The sequence below is a fragment of the Streptomyces sp. AV19 genome, from assembly GCF_015999245.1.
Taxonomy (GTDB): domain Bacteria; phylum Actinomycetota; class Actinomycetes; order Streptomycetales; family Streptomycetaceae; genus Streptomyces.
On record NZ_JAEAMR010000006.1, the window covers coordinates 368,711 to 385,291 of the forward strand.

Sequence of the window (16,581 nt, forward strand, 5' to 3'; positions counted from 1 at the left end):
AATTCTTCTTGATCCCGGCCCGGCCGCCGGGTTTCAGTGAACCCGTGGCCGAGGGGCGGTCCCGCGAGGAGACAGCGGGGTCCGGGGAGGTGCTCGAAGCGGCCCCGCCCGGAAGGAAGTCCATGAAGTTCTCTCGCCGTTCACTGCTGCTGCCCGTGCTGCTGGCCGGGGTGGCCGTGCCGCTGGCCGCGCTCCCCGCCTCCGCCGACACCGGAGGTTCCGGGGGCTCCGGAGGCTCCGGAGGTTCCGGGGGCAACCGCACCCCGCCGTCCCTCTCGCTCGGCGACGGCCCGTCCGACAAGCAGGCCGTGACCGTCGTCCGGCCGGCCGGCGACGGCAAGGCCGGGCAAGTCCAGGTCGGGGGCGCCCGGTTGACGGGCTACGACGCCTCCGGCGGACACGCCGTCCTGTCGGCCGGCGCCTCGTCCGACGGCGTCAAGGGCAGCCCCGCGGAGCTCCGCGGGGGCGATGTGATCGCCGCACCCGCGACGCCGGTGGCGCCGCAGGGCGCGCTGGTGAAGGTCAAGGCCGTGCACCCGCAGGCGGGCGGCTCGGTCTCCGTCGACACCGCGCCGGCGACCCTGGCCGACGCGCTCGGCGACGCCAAGGCCGACCTCCGCGTCCCGCTGACCGCGGCCGACCTGAAGGTCAAGTCGCCCGGGGGCGGCGGAAAGGTCTCCGCCGGGCAGGGCAACGGGCAGGGCATCCGCTTCGACGTGGACGTGCCGATGCCGTCCGGGGTCAAGCCCACCGAGGGCCACTCCTCCGCGCTCAAGGGCCACTTGGACCTCAAGCCGGAGATGCTGTTCTCCTACGAACGGGCCCACTGGTACTCGGTCCAGCCGTCCAGGGCCACCATCGGCATGGCCGCCGACTACGACTACGGCTTCGCCGCCCACGCCGAGGGCACCGCCTCGTACGACACCGGGCACAAGCCGCTGCACATCCCGGCGGCCGAGGTCGATGTCAACAAGACCGTCTGGGTGGGCCCGGTGCCGATCGTGCTCAACCTCAAGGTGAACTACTTCTACGACATCGCGGCCGACGGGAAGATCACGCTCGACGCCGAGCAGGACACCAAGGGACACCTGGAGGTCGGCGCCAAGTACGACGCGGACCACGGCTGGAGCGCGCTCTCCGGCCCCGAGCCCACCACCACCGGCACCCCGGCCCGCGTCGAGGGCTCGGCCACCGCGAAGGCGGGCATCGGCACGCACGCCGAACTCGGCCTGTACGGCTCGGTCGGCGTCACCGCCGAGGCCATGCCGTACCTGAAGGCCACCGTGCACGGCACGGCCGGCGACACCAAGAGCGTGCCGGACGCCAAGTCCGTCAACGACCCCAAGTCCGTCAACGACGCCAAGGCCGACTGGGCCCTGTACGGCGGAGGCGAGCTCACCGGCTCGTTCTTCGCCAGGCTGAACGTCTTCGGTACCAAGGTCCTCGACAAGACCTGGGACTTCCCCAAGATCTCGTACGAGCACCAGCTGGCCGGCAGCCGGTCCTGACCGCCGGCGGGGCCGGGTCATCGTCCCGGCCCCGCCGCGGCGGCGACCCGGTCGTCCGCCGTGTCGGGCCGGACGACGAGGACGGGGCAGGCGGCGTGCCTGAGGCAGTGCCGGCTGACCGAGCCGCGGACGAAGCGGTGCAGCACACCGTGACTCCCGGCGCCCATGACCAGCAGGTCCGTGCCGTGGTGGCTCAGCGCGACCAGCGCCGCGCCGGCGTCCGCGCGCACGGTCCGGGGACGGAACCCCGTGATCCCCGCGGTGGGCGCGTCCGGACCGAGTGCCGCCTCGCAGGTGCGCCGCAGCACTGCTTCCGCGGCCTGCTCCCAATGGGCGCGGACGTCGGCCGGCGCCGGGTTGACCGCGTCGGCGGCCTCCCCGCCCGGCGGCGACCACGCGAACACCGGGCACAGGACCGCGCCGTGGCGGGCCGCCTCCCGCGCGCCCTGCCGAAGGGCCGCGACGCTGCCCGCCGAGCCGTCCACTCCGACGACGACCCGCTCGACCGTCTCCGACATCACGCTCACTCCTCATCCCTCATCGGTGTCTTCGATTGCTTCTCCCGCCAGCGTGGCGGCCGCGTCCCGGGCCCGGGATCGGGCGTCCGGAGGGGGCGCCGGCGGACGGCCGGGTCCCCCGGCCGGTGCTCACGCGCGCGGTACGCCGTCGTCGTCCAAGGCGGTGCGGACCATGTCGTCCGCCTGCCGCCCGAGCCAGCCGTTCCAGCGGCGCAGCCCCTTGCGGTAGTCGCGGGCCAGGCCGGACGGCGGCACCAGCAGCAGCGGGCACCGCGCGTGGCGGACGCAGTCCCGGGCCACCGAGGACCGCAGCAGCCGCCGGAGGGGTCCTTGCCGGCCGAGGCCGACGACCAGCAGGTCCTGCGGCCGGTCGGCCAGGTCGGTCAGGACGTGGCGGGCCGGGCCGCGCACGACGGCGGCCGTCAGCGGCGCGCCCCCGGGGTCCGTGCCCAGGGCGGACCGGCAGGTCCGTTCCAGGGCGGCCGCGGCCTTGCGCCGGTCCGGGTCGGGGGCCGGGCCGGGGCCGATGGCCCAGCCGCCGTCCACCGGCAGGTACGCGGTGACCGCGTACAGCTCGGCCGCCCGGCGGCGGGCCTCGGCCAGCGCGGTGCGCAGGGCGACCACGCTGTTCGGCGAACCGTCCACGCCGACGACGACGCGGGGCGTCCGGTCGGTCATCCGGTCGTCCATGACAACTCCTCCCACCTCTCCCACCTCGCGGAACACACGAAAAACTCCACGCTAGGAGCGTCCTGGGGCCGGGCGGGTCCCCCTTTCGGCCGGTGCCCCGGGGGACCGGCCCGCCACCGTCCGGAGCGGCCCACCGGGGCGAACGCACGTATGGTTGACAAACAGGCAGTGCACGCGAAACGGAAGTGACGAGGACATGGAGTCCGATTCCGGAACGCAGGTGACCGTCGTCGTGGCCGACGACCATCCCATCTATCGCGAGGGGATCACCCGGGGGCTGCAGCTCAGCGGCCGGATCAAGGTGGTCGCCGAGGTCGAGGACGGCGCGGCGGCGCTGGAGGCCATCCGCGAGCACCGGCCCCAGGTGGCCCTGATCGACTACCGGATCCCCAAAATGGACGGGATCGCCGTCATCCACGCCACCGTCCGCGACGGGCTGCCGACCCGGACCATCCTGCTGTCGGCGACGACGGACGGCGCCGTCGTCTACCGCGCCGTCCAGGAGGGCGCGGCGGGCTACCTGGCGAAGGACGCCAAGCGCTCGGAGATCGTGGACGCGGTGCTGAAGGTCGCCCGGGGCAAGCGCATCGTCTCCGAGGACCTCTCCGACGGACTGGTGGACGAGATCCGGCTGCGCGCCGACCGCGACGAGACGGTCCTCTCCGAGCGCGAGCGGCAGGTGCTGCGCGGCTTCGCCGAGGGCAAGAGCATCCCGCAGCTGGCCGCCGAGCTCTACCTGGGCGCGAGCACCGTCAAGACCCATACGCAGCGGCTCTACGAGAAGCTCGGGGTGTCCGACCGCGCGGCCGCCGTCGCCGAGGCGATGCGCCGCGGCCTGCTCGAATGACGGTCTCCGCGGGCCCCGCGCGGGGAACGAGCCGGTGGGCCGTGCTCGCCGTGCTCTGCTCCAGCCTCCTCCTGGTGGCCATGGACGCCACGATCCTCAACGTGGCCCTGCCCTCCCTCATCGACGACCTGCGGCCCGGCGCGATGGCCCAGTTGTGGATCATCGACATCTACGGACTCGTCCTCGGCGGCCTGCTGGTCACCTGCGGCGCGGTCGGCGACCGCTTCGGCCGCAGGCTGCTCTTCCTCACCGGGTTCGTGCTCTTCGGCGCGGCCTCCGTCCTGGCCGCCACGTCGGACAGCTCCGCGCAGCTGATCGCCGGCCGGGTGCTGCTGGGCATCGGCGGCGCCATGGTGATGCCCTCGACGCTGTCGCTGATCCGCACCGTCTTCACCGACCCGCACGAACGGGCCCTGGCCATCGGCATCTGGGCCGCGGTCGCCGGCGCGGGCGCCTGTGTGGGACCGCTGGTCGGCGGGGTGCTCGTGGAGCACTTCGGCTGGTCGGCGGCGTTCTGGGTGAACGTCCCGGTCGTGGTCGTCACCGTCCTGGCGGGCCTCCGCCTGCTGCCCGAGTACCGCGTCCCGCAGACCGGACCGCTCGACCGGGGCAGCGCCCTGCTCTCCGTCGCCGGGATCGTGGCGCTCGCCTGGGGCATCAAACACGTCGCCACCGGCGACCCGGGCGCCGCGGACGTCGCCGTCCTGCTGCTGGGCCTGTTGCTCCTGGCGCTCTTCGCCCGGCGACGACTCGCCTCCCACGACCCCCTCCTGGACGTACGGCTGTTCCGCAACGGGCCGTTCCTGGCGGCCGCCCTCGCCACCCTGCTGGCGATGCTCGCCATCGGCGCCGCGCTCTTCCTCATCTCGCTGTGGCTGCAGTACGTGCACGGCTACTCGCCCTTCCAGGCCGGGCTGCGCACGCTGCCGTCGGCCGTGGCGATGCTGGCCGGCTCCCTCTGCTCGCCGTGGGTCATGCACCGCGCCGGGGTGCGGACGGTGCTGGGGCTGGGCCTCGGGGCGATGGTCGCGGCGTTCCTCGTCCTCGCGCTGACCCCCGTGCCGAACTCCTACCTCGTCGTCGCCGTCGTCCTCGCCATGCTCGGCGCCGGCGACGGCCTGGCGATGACGGCCGCCGCGTCGGTGCTGGTCTCGTCGGTCCCGGCGGAACGCGCCGGCCAGGCCGGGGCCGTCTCGGAAACGGCGTACGAACTGGGCGTGGGCCTCGGCGTCGCCCTGCTGGGCAGCATCCACGGAGCGGTCTTCACCCGCCACATGACCGGACTCCCGCTGGCAGGAAGCGAGTTGACGACGGCCCGGGGCTCGGTGGGCGGGGCGGTGGAGATCGCGGACCAGGTGGGAGGGGAGGCGGGCCGCCTCGTCCTGGCGGCGGCGCGCGCGGCGTTCGACGACGCGCTGACGGTGACGGCGTATGTGTCGGCGGGAATCGTGGCGGTGGTGATGGTGCTGGTGGTGTGGCTGGTGCCGCGGGGGGTGCGGGTGACGGGTGGGCATTGACCGCGTACGAGGGTTGGGTCTCGTGATCGCGCAACGGTGCGAGTGCCGGTGCGCCCCACGGTGCGCTACGTTGCTCAACCCCGCATACAGGAGGTGGTCTGTGCTTCCGACGATGAGAGAGCACGGATGCGCGCCCGAGTACCGCACGAAGACCGTGGACCAGGACGGCGTGATGCAGGCCGAGCAGTGTTCCCGGTGCGGCTACACGCCCACCTACGGGCCGACGGGGGCTCCTCCCAGGAACGCTCCCGACCTCAAGCGGTACGGGCAGATCAGGAAGGGATAGGGCGATCAGCCCGTCCGGGGGTTGCCCCCTCCGGGGAGTTTGAGGACAGCGCCCGGAGGGCGCTTCGGGGGGCCAAGGGGCGAAGCCCCCGCTCACCGAGCGGAGCGCGGTACCGGGCCGAGGGGCGGAGCCCCGGAAGAAACGGTGAGAGGGCGGGCCTGGGGCACAACACCCCCCACCGCACTACCTCCGCACGTCCTCCCACGTCACCACCGGACTCCCCGCCCGCAGCGCGAAATCCATCGCCGCATCCTCCACCGGCCACTTCAACCGCACCCAGTTCGGCACCGTGGCCAGAATCCCGTCGTCCCCCGCCAGATGCCAGAACGTGTTCGAGTCCCGTCGCGCGAAGTACGGGCAGAACAACGAGATCACCAGCGTCACCCGCCGCCCCCGCGTCACCGGCGTCACCGCGTGGAAGATCCGGCTCCCGTGCAGGAACAGCGTCGCCCCGCGCGCCCGGCAGTCCGCCTCGCGGATCCGCGGGTCGTGCTCCGTCACGTCGTCGAACTCCCCGGTCCGGCCCTGGAAGTACGTGAAGCGGCCGCCCTCGTAGGAATCGCCGTCGCTGAGCTGGATGGTGAAGACGTAGTCCATGCCGTCGTGGTGCCAGCGCACGATCTCCGGACGGCCCCGGCCCTCGAAGTAGTTGATCTGCGCCGTGGGGATCCGCAGCGGGTGGGGGATCAGCGGAACGCCGACGATCCGCGAGCAGGCCACCAGGAAGGCCCGGTCACGGATCATGTTGTTGATGAACGGGGACATCAGGTCCGCGCTGCGGACCCGCCGCGTCGCGATGAACCGGCTGGACCCGGCGGCCGGTTCGAGCCGGTCGCAGACTTCGGCCAGGCAGTCCAGCCCCTCCGGCGTCAGCAGTTGGAACGGGCCGACGAGCGCCGTGTCGTCCACCCGCCCGTGCGCCCGGTTGAGCTCCCGCGACGTGTAGCCGAACTCCTGGAGCGCGACCCGCGGCCCGTCCGCGTCCGGGGCGACGTAGTCGCCGCGCCAGCGCGGCTCCCCGGGCACTTCGGGCCCGCGCCGCGGCTTCCTGGCCCGCACGGCGTGGAGGAGCTGATCGACGCCGGTCGCCGTCCGCGGCAGGTTGAGGGCGCCGCCCTTGCCCGCGCCGCCTCTGCCCGATTTCGTCCGGACCATCGCCATGAGACATCCCCTCCATGGGCAGCACCGGGAACACCGGGCGCGCCACGCGGCCCGGCGCGGATCGCGGCGCCAGTATCCACCGCCCCACAGCGGCCTTCACAAGGACTCGAACCCGCCACCTTCCGCCACTTGCCGGGCCACCGCGCGGGTCTGCCGGGCCACCGTGCGCAGGTGGTTGGAGAACGGGATGCGCGGGTGCGTGCCGACGCCGGCCACCCGGATCCGCTCGGGCGCGGTCCCGGGCGCCCGGCGTACGCGCAGGTCCGGCGCCAAGTGCCCCACGGTGGCCGATCCGTGGGGCGCCAGGCGCAGTTCGGCGCCCCCGTCCGCCCACCACAGCTCGGGAGGGTGGAAGCCGGTGGCGTTGACGACGTAGTCGAAGGACTCCGGCGTGGAAGGCGTGGAAGGCGTGGAAGGCGCGGAGGGCACGGAGGGCGCGGAACCGGGCCACTCCACCCGCCACAGCCCGTCCCGGAAGGACACCGACCGGGGATACGCGGGGGCCAACTCCACCGCGCCCGACTCCAGATGGCCGAGCAGCCGCCGCGCGTTGACCGCGGCCAGCGCGGTCACGTAGCGGCCGGTGAACCAGTCGAAGCGCGCCATCAGCGCCTTCCGCCGCTCCAGGGGCAGGCCGTCCGCGAAGGCCGTGAACGCCTCCATCGCCGCCATGGCGACCCCCGGCCACTGACACGTCCCGGCCTCCGCCAGGGCCGTCTCCTCGGCCAGGCGCCGGACGGGGTCGGCCGCCCGCGAGGTCTGCCGGCGCAGCGGGGTGTTCCCGAGCAGCCGGACGGCCTCGACGACGCACCGGGTCATCCGCTCCGCCAGCAGCGGGTCCGCGGGGTCGAGGCGGGCCAGGCGCTCCAGCGGCGGGAAGGCGCGGGCGGGCGCGTGCAGGGAGATCCGTACGGAGGGCAGGGTGCCGGACGGCGAGGCCATCGTCGTCCGGTGGCCGTCGCGGCTCAGCAACAGAGCGGCGTCCACGGCCGATTGGCGGGAACCGAGGACCAGCACCCGGCGGCCGGTGCCCAGTTCGGCCCGGAGCCGCGCGGCGGGGTAGGGGCTGTCGAGGTAGCGGGGGTGCGCGGTGAACTCCGCGAAGCCGTCCGGGACGCGCGGCCGGTGCACGCCCGTGGCGACGACGACGTCGTCCGCCGTGATCCGCTCGCCGGTGCCGAGCTCGACGACCGGCCGGACGCCGGGGCGGATCGCGCGCACGGCCGCCCGTACGTGCCGCACTGCGACGCCCCGCTCCCCGGCCAGGTCGCGGGCCCGCGTCCAGAGGTCCTGGCAGTACTCGGCCATCCGCGCCCGGGGGACGCAGGCGTCCGGCTTGCCCGTCCAGCCGCGGCCGCGCAGGTACTCGACGAAGTCGTCGGGGCGGTCGGGTAGGAGGGAGTTGGCGTCGGCGGCGCTGTTGCACATCAGCAGGGGGTCGTCGTCGCCGAAGGCCAGTCCCCACCCGGCGGGGGAGGGGTCGGCCACGACGATCGAGCCGACGGGCCGTCCGGGCGCGCCGCGCAGCGCGTCCACAAGATGCCAGAGGACCCCGGTGCCGGCGACCCCGGCCCCCACGATCACGACCACGCGTTCCGTCACTTCGCACGCCCCTTCTCCCGGGATGCACCCTCCCCGGATTTCGCCCTGAGCATGTGGATCTTCCGCCGGGGCGGCGGTTCGTGCAAGGTCGTGGGCATGAGGCTACTGATCCTGGGCGGAACGGAGTTCGTGGGCCGCGCACTGGCCGAGGACGCGCTCGCGCGCGGCTGGGAGGTGACGGTCTTCCACCGAGGCCGCCACCCGGCGCCGCCGGGCGCATCGGTCCTGCGCGGCGACCGGACGGCGGAGGGCGGCCTGGCCGCCCTCGCCGACGGGGAGTGGGACATCGTGGCGGACACCTGGTCCGGCGCCCCGAGCGCGGTCCGCGACGCGGCGCGGCTGCTGGCCGGGCGGGCGGGGCGCTACGCGTACGTCTCCAGCCGCTCCGTCCACCGCGAACCCGTCGCGGCGGGGGCGGCCGAGGACGCCCCCGTGGTCGACGGCTCGCCCGACGCCGGTGACGTGCCGTACGCGCAGGCCAAGCGCGGCGGCGAACTCGCCGCGCTGGACGCCTTCGGCGACCGCGCCCTGCTGCTGCGCGCCGGACTGATCATCGGGCCCCGGGAGAACATCGGCCGGCTCCCCTGGTGGCTGCTGCGCATCGCGCGGGGCGGCCCGGTGCCGGTGCCCGGCCCGCGCGACGCCGGGCTGCAGTACATCGACGTCCGCGACCTCGCGTCCTGGAGCCTGGACGCGGCCGCGCGCGGACTCGGCGGCCCGTACGGCCTCATCAGCCGGCCCGGCCACGCGACGATGGCCGGACTGCTGGAGGCGTGCGTCCGGGCGACGGGCTCCGACGCGGAACTGCGCTGGCTGCCGCCCGAGGTGTTCCTGTCCGCCGGCGTGGAGCCGTGGCAGGGAATGCCGTTGTGGCTCCCGGAGGGGCCGGTGCGGGAGGGGATCTACGAGGGGAACACGGAGAAGGCGCATGCGGCCGGGCTGCGGTGCCGGCCCGTGGAGGAGACGGTGGCCGATACGTGGGCGTGGCTGCGGTCGGCCGGCGGGCGCGCGCCGCTGCGGGAGGACCGGCCGGCGGTGGGGATCGACGCGGAGACGGAGGCGCGGCTGCTGGCGGCTGCCGGCTGAGGTTTTGCCCCCGGCCCGCCCTTTCACCGTTTCTTCCGGGGCGGGCCCCGGGCCCGGCACCGCGCTCCGCGCGGTGGGCGGGGGCTCCGCCCCCTGCGCCCCGGCCGGGGCTGCGCCCCTGGCCCCTCTTTGCGGGGCTGCGCCCCTGCGCCCCGCTTCGGGGCTCCGCCCCGGACCCCGTATCGCGGCTTCGCCGCTCGTCCTCAAGCTTCCTGGGGGGGCAACCCCCAGACGGGCTGAAGTGCGCGCCCGGGCTGGATATCCAGTGCGGGCAACATCCGGTGCAGGCGATATCCGGTGCGGGCGCGAAATCCAGCCCGTCCGGCGTTTGAGGACTGGGGGTACCCCTCTGGGGGAGCCCGAAGGGCGCTTCGGGGGTGCAGGGGGGGCGGAGCCCCCGCCTCACCGCGCGGAGCGCGGTTTCGGGAGTCCAGGGGGCTTGCCCCGGAGGAAACGGTGAAAGGGCGGGGCGGGGGCAAAACCTCCGGCGGCGTCGGCCTCCGGCGACGGACCTACCGCCGAGTAAGGTGATCTTGAAAAGACGGCGGCGGCCCGTCGCCGGACGTGCCGCCGACCGGTGGACCGCACAGAACAGGACACCATCGTGCGCGTGAACGGCCGCCTCTCCGTAGCCACTTGTGCCACGCTGTTACTCGCCGTCGGCATCGCCGGGACCGCGGCCGCCGCCCCGGCCCCCGGGGTCGTCACCGACGGCGGCGTGGGTGCCGTCAAGGGCCCCGAGAACCTCGCGCTGGGAGACGGCGGCGCGCTCTGCGTCTTCAGCGAGCGGCAGGAGCCGGCCGACGTCAAGGGCATCGTCAAGCAGATCGCCCAACAGAAGCTCAAGCACCCCACCAAGGCCATCGGGGACATCGCCGCCGAGATCATGGGCAGCGGCGACCTGGGCCATTCCTGGACCGTCTACACCGCCCCCGACGGGAAGACCGTCGGCACGTACTCCTTCCAGTCCCCCTGGGACGGCCTGGCCTACAACCCGGAGTTCTGGCCCGGGACGAGGTTCCCCGGCGGCCTGGCGGTGAACTACCCCGACGACTGGGGCAACGACGCCGACGGCGGCGCCGCCGACAAGTTCAGCCGCGGCACCCCCGCCGACCACCTGAAGTCCATCGGCTCCGATACCGAGGACCACCCCACCAAGACCCGCACCGGCCGCTGCAGGCCGGTCACCGAGCAGGGCCGCAAGGCGTTCTTCGCCTTCGTCGACTCCCAGCGCGGCAAGGCGTACGCGCCCGACCAGAACTGCACCAACTTCGCGGGCCGCGCCTGGGAGACCGCCACCGGCGAACACCTCGACTGGCAGGTCGAGCCGCGCCTCACCCCGTTCCCCGGGGTCGAGAAGTCCCTGTCCGAGCAGATCTTCAAGACCATCACCGGCCACGACGGCAAGGTCGGCGACCCGGGCACGCTCGGCGCGGCCGTCCTCAGGGCCAACGGCGGCAGCAAGGACAGCGACGTCCACAAGGAAGTCGCCCTGGGGCACTGACCTTTGGGGGAACCGGCCGTTGGGGCCGCGCGCGGCTACGGCACGCGCGCGGTCCACTCCGGCGTGCCGAACTTCGTCCGCGCCAGCTCCTCGGCCCGGGCCAGCTCCTCGTCCGTGACCTTGCCCTCGCTGAGGCCGTAGCGGCCCCGGAAAGAGGCGATCATGCGCTCGATGACGGCCTCGCGCGGCAGTCCGGTCTGCCGGCGCAGCGGGTCGACGCGCTTCTTCGCGCTCTTCGTGCCCTTGTCGGAGAGCTTCTCGCGGCCGATGCGCAGGACTTCGAGCATCTTGTCGGCGTCGATGTCGTAGGCCATCGTCACGTGGTGCAGCACCGCGCCGTTCCCGGACACCACGCGCTTCTGCGCCGCGCCCGCGATCTTGCCGGACTCGGTGGTGATGTCGTTGAGCGGCTGGTACCACGCCTTGACGCCCATGCCCTCCAGCGCGCCCAGCACCCAGTCGTCCAGGTACTTGTAGCTGTCGGCGAAGGACAGGCCCTGCACGAGGGCGTCCGGGACGCAGAGGGAGTACGTGATGGTGTTGCCGGGCTCGATGAACATGGCCCCGCCGCCCGAAATGCGGCGTACGACCGTGATGTCGTGCTTGTCCGCGCTCTCCGGGTCCACCTCGTTGCGCAGGGACTGGAAGCTGCCGATCACCACGGCGGGGGAGCCCCACTCCCACACCCGCAGCGTCGGCGGGCGCCGGCCCGCGGCGACCTCGGCGGTGAGGACCTCGTCCAGCGCCATGTGCAGGGCGGGCGGCTGCGGCCCGTCGTGGATGAGCTGCCAGTCGTAGTCCGTCCAGTCCGTGGCCTGCGCCAGCGCCCGGCGCACCGCGACGCCCACCGCCTCCGAGGTGAAGCCGAACAGGACCGCGCCCTCCGGCAGCGCCGCGTCGATGCGCGCGGCGAGCTGCGGGGCGGGCAGGTCGGCGGGGGCACCCTCCAGGGCACGGTTGATGTCGAGGAGTGCCTCGTCGGGCTCCAGGAAGAAGTCACCGGCGACCCGGACGTCGCGCAGCACCCCCTCCCGCACCTCCAGGTCCACGACGACGAGCTTGCCGCCCGGCACCTTGTACTCACCGTGCACCTGCGTACCCTCCACTCCGGTCGGCCCCGGTCGGCCCGTGCCGCCGGCAGCGCCATCAACGGTAACCCCCGGAGCGAGAGGCACCGTCCCGGCGCCTGTTCAACGGCTGCGGGCCGGAGGGCGGCCCGCTCCTCGTACCGTTGCCGGGTCGTACTCGTGGCGCGTGGGCCCACCGCCTCGGTGGCCGGAGGCGACGGCCAATGCGGCTGTGCCGGCGGCGCGTTGCGCCGGCCGGGCCCGTCCGCCCTCTTGCGCACCGCCCCCGAATCTGACTTCCTGGACACCGTGTTCACCACGCGCCCCACCCTTCGCGGAACTTTCGGCATGGTGTCCTCCACCCACTGGCTCGCCTCGCAGTCCGCGATGGCGGTGCTGGAGGGCGGCGGCAACGCCTTCGACGCCGCCGTGGCGGCCGGCTTCGTGCTGCACGTCGTCGAGCCGCATCTCAACGGGCCCGCCGGGGAGGTGCCGATCCTCCTCGCGCCCGCGGGCGGGCCCGTGCGGGTGCTCTGCGGGCAGGGACCCGCCCCGGCGGGGGCGGGCATCGCCCACTACGCGGCGCTCGGGCTGGACCTCGTACCCGGGACCGGGCCGCTCGCGGCCGCCGTCCCCGGCGCCTTCGACGCGTGGATGCTGCTCCTGCGGGACCACGGGACCTGGCCGCTCGCACGGGTGCTGGAGTACGCCATCGGGTACGCCGAGCACGGGCACCCGGCCGTCGAGGGGCTCACCCGGGCCGTCGAGGCGGTGCGGGAGCTGTTCGCCACCGAGTGGACGTCCTCGGCCGAGGTCTATCTGCCGGCCCCGTCCCCCGGGCGGCTCTTCCGCAACCTCGCCCTCGCCGCCACCTGGCGCCGATTGATCGCCGAGGCGGGAGGAGGGAGCCGCGAGGCGCGGATCGACGCCGCCCGGCGCGTCTGGCGCGAGGGCTTCGTCGCCGACGCCCTGCTGCGCACCGCCGCCCGGCCCACCCTCGACACGTCGGGGGAGCGGCACACCGGCACCCTGACCGGCGACGACCTCGCCGCGTACCGGGCCGGGTACGAGGAGCCGGTGACGTACGACCGGCACGGCTGGACGCTCTGCAAGGCCGGCCCCTGGTCCCAGGGGCCCGTCCTGCTCCAGCAGCTCGCCCTGCTGCCCGAACTCCCCGCGTACGGGAGCCCGGAGTACGTCCACACCCTGATCGAGGTGAGCAAGCTCGCGATGGCCGACCGGGAGGCCTGGTACGGGGACGCCGCCGAGGTGCCGCTGGACGAGCTGCTGTCCCCGGAGTACAACGCCGGGCGGCGGGCCCTGATCGGCGGGAGTGCCTCCTACGAGTTGCGCCCCGGCAGCCCCGGCGGGCGCGAGCCCCGCCTGCCCCGGTACGCCACGGCCCCCGTCCGGCCGCAGACCCTGCCCGGCGCGGGGATGCCCGCGCTCTCCGGGGACGGGGCCGTCCGCGGCGACACCTGCCACGTCGACGTCGTCGACCGCTGGGGCAACATGGTCTCCGCGACGCCCAGCGGCGGCTGGCTGCAGTCCAACCCGGTCGTCCCCGAGCTCGGCTTCCCGCTCGGCACCCGGCTCCAGATGGCCTGGCTGGAGCCCGGACTGCCCAACTCCCTGACGCCCGGCCGCCGTCCGCGCACCACCCTCACCCCCTCCCTCGCCCTGCGCGACGGCGAACCGGTGATGGCCTTCGGCACGCCCGGCGGCGACCAGCAGGACCAGTGGCAGCTGCACTTCTTCCTCGCCGTGGCCGCGGGAATGGACCTCCAGGCCGCCGTCGACGCCCCCAACTGGCACCAGGAGAGCTTCCCCGGCTCGTTCCACCCGCGCGTGATGTCCCCCGGAGCCGTCACCGTCGAGTGGCGCATGGGGGAGGAGGCCGTGCGGGAGCTGCGCCGCCGGGGACACCGGGTCACGGTGGACGGCGCCTGGTCGCTGGGGCGGCTGTGCGCGGTGACCCGCGATCCGGACACGGGCGTGCTCTCGGCCGCCGCCAATCCGCGCGGGATGCAGGGCTACGCGGTGGGGCGCTGAGGGCGGGCCGGGGTCGGGCTGGGGGGGCGGGCTGAGGCCGGGCTGGGGCCCGGCGTTCACCCTCCGTGCACGGTGAGGCCATTCTCACGCCCCCGGTTGTCGGTGCGGCGTGGTTCGATGGGCCTATGATCGATGACTTTCTCGCAGGTGATCTGACCGCCGTCGACGAGGCGCTCCGCAAGGCGGCCGCCGCCGAGATCATGCCGCGCTTCCGCCAGCTCGCCACACACGAGATCGTCGAGAAGAACGGCCCGCACGACCTGGTCACGGTGGCCGACCGGCTGGCCGAGGAGCACCTGACGGCCTCGCTCACCGCCCTGCTGCCCGGTTCCCGCGTGGTCGGCGAGGAGGCGGTGCACGCCGACCCGTCCGTCCTCGACGCGCTGCGCGGCGACGACCCGGTGTGGATCGTGGACCCGGTGGACGGCACCCGGCAGTTCGTCCACGGCGACCCCGGCTTCGCGACGCTGGTCTGCCTGGCACACCGCGGCGAGCTGCTGGCGTCCTGGACGTACGCGCCCGCCCTGGAGCAGATGGCGACCGCCGTCCGCGGCGCGGGAGCCCGGCTGGACGGCGTCCCGCTGCGGGCCGGATCGCCGGAGCCCGGCCGGGAGTTGACGGTGGCCATCTCCCACTTCGACTTCACCACCGACGAGGAGAAGCGCGTGCTGGGCCGGCTCACCACGGCCGGGGTGGCCCCGCGCCCCTGCGGCTCGGCGGGCCTGGAGTACCTGAACGTGGCCCGCGGCGTCCTCGACGCGACGGCCTTCTCGTGGGAGAACGCCTGGGATCACGCCGCCGGGCTGCTGCTCGTCGCGGAGGCGGGCGGCGCGAGCGCCACGGTGGCCGGCGAGCCGTTCCGCATATCCGGGGGCAACGCCCTGCCGTTCGCCTCGGCGCGGGACGCCGGGACCCTGGGACATATCCTGGGCCTGCTGGCTTCCTGATCAAGGTCGCTCGCAGATCTCTTCAGGTCTTTTCAGAGCTCTTCAGGTCTCTTCAAGTCTCTTCGAGGGGAGTCCGTCCGTGCCCACCATGCTCGACGCGGTCGTCGTAGGAGCCGGCCCCAACGGGCTGACGGCCGCCGTCGAACTGGCCCGCCGCGGTCTCGCGGTCGAGGTGTACGAGGCGGCCGACGCGATCGGCGGCGGCGCCCGCACCGAGGAGCTGACCCTCCCCGGCTTCCGCCACGACCCGTGCTCGGCCGTCCATCCCCTGGGGATCGGCTCCCCGGCGTTCGCCGCCATGCCGCTGGCCGGGCACGGCCTGGAGTGGCTGCACCCGGGGCTGCCGATGGCGCACCCGTTCCCCGACGGCACGGCCGCCGTCCTGTCCCGGCACGTCGGCGAGACGGCCGCCTCGCTCGGCGCGCGCGACGCCGGGACGTACCGCCGCACGATGGCCCCCTTCCGGGGCAAGTGGTCGGCGATCGCCCGGGACTTCCTGCGCACGCAGTGGGACGGACCGCCGCGCGACCCCGTCGGCTACGCCCGGTTCGGGATGGTGGGCGGGCTGTCCGCCGCCCTGCTCGCCCGGCGCTTCCAAGGGCCCAAGGCGCGCGGCCTGTTGGCGGGGCTCGCCGCCCACGGCATCGGGCCGCTCACCGGCATCGGCACCGCCGGCATGGCCCTGGTCTTCGCGCTCGCCGCGCACGAGCGCGGCTGGCCGGTCCCGCGCGGGGGTTCGCAGGCCATCGCCGACGCCCTCGGCTCGTACCTGCGGGAGCAGGGCGGCACGATCCACACCGGCTTCGAGGTCAAGCGCCTCGACGACCTGCCGCCCGCCCGCGCCTACGTCTTCGACACCTCTCCGACCGCCCTGGCCCGCATCGCCGGGCTCGGCAACGCCTACCCCCGCTTCAAGTACGGACCGTCCGTCTTCAAGATCGACTACGCGCTGTCGGGGCCGGTGCCGTGGACGGCGGAGCCCGCGCGGCGGGCCGGCACGGTCCATGTCGGGCCCACGTACGAGGAGATCGACGCCGCCCTGGGCGCGGCGCTCGGGGGGCGCGATCCTTCTGTTCCGTTCCTCATCACCGCCCAGCCCACCCTCGTGGATCCCGGCCGGGCGCCGGCCGGCAAGCACACGTTCTGGGTGTACGGGCACGTCCCCAACGGGTGGGAGGGCGACGCGACCGAGGTGATCGAGCGGCAGATCGAGCGGTTCGCGCCCGGCTTCCGCGATCTCGTCCTGGCCCGGGCCGTCGCGGGCCCGCCACAACTCGCGGCCCGCAACGCCAATTACGTGGGGGGTGACATCGCCATCGGCTCGGTGGCGGGGCTGCGGCTGCTGGTGCGGCCGAAGCTGGCGCGGGTGCCGTATGCGACGGCGCATCCGGCGGTGTTCCTGTGCTCGTCGGCGACGCCGCCGGGGCCGGGGGTGCATGGGATGTCGGGGCATCATGCGGCGCGGGTGGTGTGGCGGAGGTTGTGCGGGGGGTGAGGTGGGGGTTTGCTCCCCGCCCCGCCCTTTCACCGTTTCCGCGGGGGCTGCGCCCCTGCGCCGCCCCGGGGGTGCGGGGTGTGCCGGGTCCGCGGGAGCCGCGCGGGTGGGCGGGGCTGCGCCCCCTGTGCCCCGCCGGGGGCTGCGCCCTCTGGACCCCGACCGGGGTTGCGCTCCCGGTCCCTCGACCGGGGCTGCGGCCCTTGCGCCCGAAGCGCCCTTCGGGCGCTGTCCTCAAGCGCCGGACGGGCTGGGTGCCCCTCCCCGCCCTTTCACCGTTTCCCGGGGAGACCCCGGACCC

The 16,581-nt window shown here is 74.4% G+C and carries 14 protein-coding genes; 9 read left to right on the forward strand and 5 right to left on the reverse strand.

Annotation, left to right across the window (positions count from 1 at the left end; genetic code table 11):
• Window positions 1–122: 122 nt before the first annotated feature.
• Window positions 123–1,508, forward strand: a complete 1,386-nt coding sequence (locus I5Q34_RS09455; RefSeq protein WP_199891740.1) for a hypothetical protein — start codon at window positions 123–125, stop codon at window positions 1,506–1,508.
• A 17-nt stretch (window positions 1,509–1,525) separates the two neighbouring features.
• On the opposite strand, the gene I5Q34_RS09460 is transcribed toward I5Q34_RS09455, so the two are convergent.
• Both I5Q34_RS09460 and I5Q34_RS09465 read right to left on the reverse strand, forming a co-directional pair.
• A complete protein-coding gene (locus I5Q34_RS09460) occupies window positions 1,526–2,026 on the reverse strand; it encodes a universal stress protein (protein ID WP_199891741.1) in 501 nt (166 codons plus the stop codon).
• A gap of 129 nt (window positions 2,027–2,155) precedes the next feature.
• On the reverse strand, window positions 2,156–2,716 hold the full coding sequence (locus tag I5Q34_RS09465) for a universal stress protein (protein WP_199891742.1): 561 nt from the start codon (window positions 2,714–2,716) through the stop codon (window positions 2,156–2,158).
• A 196-nt stretch (window positions 2,717–2,912) separates the two neighbouring features.
• On the opposite strand from I5Q34_RS09465, the gene I5Q34_RS09470 reads away from it, so the two are divergent.
• The 3 genes from I5Q34_RS09470 (at window position 2,913) to I5Q34_RS09480 (ending at window position 5,366) form a co-directional block, all read left to right on the forward strand.
• Entirely contained in the window at window positions 2,913–3,563 is a 651-nt protein-coding gene (locus I5Q34_RS09470; protein WP_199891743.1) for a response regulator transcription factor, read from the forward strand.
• A complete protein-coding gene (locus tag I5Q34_RS09475; RefSeq protein WP_199891744.1) occupies window positions 3,560–5,080 on the forward strand; it encodes an MFS transporter in 1,521 nt (506 codons plus the stop codon). Before I5Q34_RS09470 ends, I5Q34_RS09475 begins: the two co-directional genes overlap by 4 nt.
• Window positions 5,081–5,192: 112 nt before the next feature.
• Window positions 5,193–5,366: a hypothetical protein gene (locus I5Q34_RS09480; RefSeq protein ID WP_199891745.1), complete on the forward strand. Its 174-nt coding sequence runs from the start codon at window positions 5,193–5,195 to the stop codon at window positions 5,364–5,366.
• 183 nt (window positions 5,367–5,549) lie between these two features.
• Here I5Q34_RS09480 and I5Q34_RS09485 read toward each other — a convergent pair whose 3' ends face one another.
• Window positions 5,550–6,527 (reverse strand): hypothetical protein, encoded by a 978-nt coding sequence (locus I5Q34_RS09485; RefSeq protein WP_199891746.1) that lies wholly within the window; start codon window positions 6,525–6,527, stop codon window positions 5,550–5,552.
• Window positions 6,528–6,623: 96 nt separating this feature from the next.
• A complete protein-coding gene (locus tag I5Q34_RS09490) occupies window positions 6,624–8,129 on the reverse strand; it encodes an FAD/NAD(P)-binding protein (RefSeq protein WP_199891747.1) in 1,506 nt (501 codons plus the stop codon).
• 96 nt (window positions 8,130–8,225) lie between these two features.
• On the opposite strand from I5Q34_RS09490, the gene I5Q34_RS09495 reads away from it, so the two are divergent.
• Window positions 8,226–9,215 carry an NAD-dependent epimerase/dehydratase family protein gene (locus I5Q34_RS09495; RefSeq protein ID WP_199891748.1) on the forward strand — a complete coding sequence of 330 codons (990 nt, stop codon included), beginning with the start codon at window positions 8,226–8,228 and terminating at the stop codon, window positions 9,213–9,215.
• Between the two features lie 610 nt (window positions 9,216–9,825).
• The gene (locus tag I5Q34_RS09500) at window positions 9,826–10,719 is read left to right on the forward strand and encodes a hypothetical protein (RefSeq protein WP_199891749.1); all 894 of its coding nucleotides are present in this window, start codon (window positions 9,826–9,828) and stop codon (window positions 10,717–10,719) included.
• A 35-nt stretch (window positions 10,720–10,754) separates the two neighbouring features.
• Here I5Q34_RS09500 and I5Q34_RS09505 read toward each other — a convergent pair whose 3' ends face one another.
• Window positions 10,755–11,810, reverse strand: a complete 1,056-nt coding sequence (locus I5Q34_RS09505; protein ID WP_199891750.1) for a biotin/lipoate A/B protein ligase family protein — start codon at window positions 11,808–11,810, stop codon at window positions 10,755–10,757.
• Window positions 11,811–12,134: 324 nt separating this feature from the next.
• Here I5Q34_RS09505 and I5Q34_RS09510 point away from each other — a divergent pair, with 324 nt between their 5' ends.
• The 3 genes from I5Q34_RS09510 (at window position 12,135) to I5Q34_RS09520 (ending at window position 16,280) form a co-directional block, all read left to right on the forward strand.
• Window positions 12,135–13,838, forward strand: coding sequence for a gamma-glutamyltransferase family protein (locus tag I5Q34_RS09510; RefSeq protein ID WP_199891751.1), 1,704 nt, complete (start codon window positions 12,135–12,137; stop codon window positions 13,836–13,838).
• A gap of 125 nt (window positions 13,839–13,963) precedes the next feature.
• Entirely contained in the window at window positions 13,964–14,785 is an 822-nt protein-coding gene (locus I5Q34_RS09515) for an inositol monophosphatase family protein (RefSeq protein ID WP_199891752.1), read from the forward strand.
• A gap of 88 nt (window positions 14,786–14,873) precedes the next feature.
• On the forward strand, window positions 14,874–16,280 hold the full coding sequence (locus tag I5Q34_RS09520) for an NAD(P)/FAD-dependent oxidoreductase (protein WP_199891777.1): 1,407 nt from the start codon (window positions 14,874–14,876) through the stop codon (window positions 16,278–16,280).
• The last annotated feature ends 301 nt before the right edge of the window (window positions 16,281–16,581 follow it).

What these genes read in the sequence shown, in the direction of transcription:
- I5Q34_RS09455 (WP_199891740.1), top strand. Translation starts at nt 123, where the DNA reads ATGAAGTTCTCTCGCCGTTCACTGCTGCTGCCCGTGCTGCTGGCCGGG.
- I5Q34_RS09460 (WP_199891741.1), bottom strand. Translation starts at nt 2,026, where the DNA reads ATGTCGGAGACGGTCGAGCGGGTCGTCGTCGGAGTGGACGGCTCGGCG.
- I5Q34_RS09465 (WP_199891742.1), bottom strand. Translation starts at nt 2,716, where the DNA reads ATGGACGACCGGATGACCGACCGGACGCCCCGCGTCGTCGTCGGCGTG.
- I5Q34_RS09470 (WP_199891743.1), top strand. Translation starts at nt 2,913, where the DNA reads ATGGAGTCCGATTCCGGAACGCAGGTGACCGTCGTCGTGGCCGACGAC.
- I5Q34_RS09475 (WP_199891744.1), top strand. Translation starts at nt 3,560, where the DNA reads ATGACGGTCTCCGCGGGCCCCGCGCGGGGAACGAGCCGGTGGGCCGTG.
- I5Q34_RS09480 (WP_199891745.1), top strand. Translation starts at nt 5,193, where the DNA reads ATGAGAGAGCACGGATGCGCGCCCGAGTACCGCACGAAGACCGTGGAC.
- I5Q34_RS09485 (WP_199891746.1), bottom strand. Translation starts at nt 6,527, where the DNA reads ATGGCGATGGTCCGGACGAAATCGGGCAGAGGCGGCGCGGGCAAGGGC.
- I5Q34_RS09495 (WP_199891748.1), top strand. Translation starts at nt 8,226, where the DNA reads ATGAGGCTACTGATCCTGGGCGGAACGGAGTTCGTGGGCCGCGCACTG.
- I5Q34_RS09510 (WP_199891751.1), top strand. Translation starts at nt 12,135, where the DNA reads ATGGTGTCCTCCACCCACTGGCTCGCCTCGCAGTCCGCGATGGCGGTG.
- I5Q34_RS09515 (WP_199891752.1), top strand. Translation starts at nt 13,964, where the DNA reads ATGATCGATGACTTTCTCGCAGGTGATCTGACCGCCGTCGACGAGGCG.
- I5Q34_RS09520 (WP_199891777.1), top strand. Translation starts at nt 14,874, where the DNA reads ATGCTCGACGCGGTCGTCGTAGGAGCCGGCCCCAACGGGCTGACGGCC.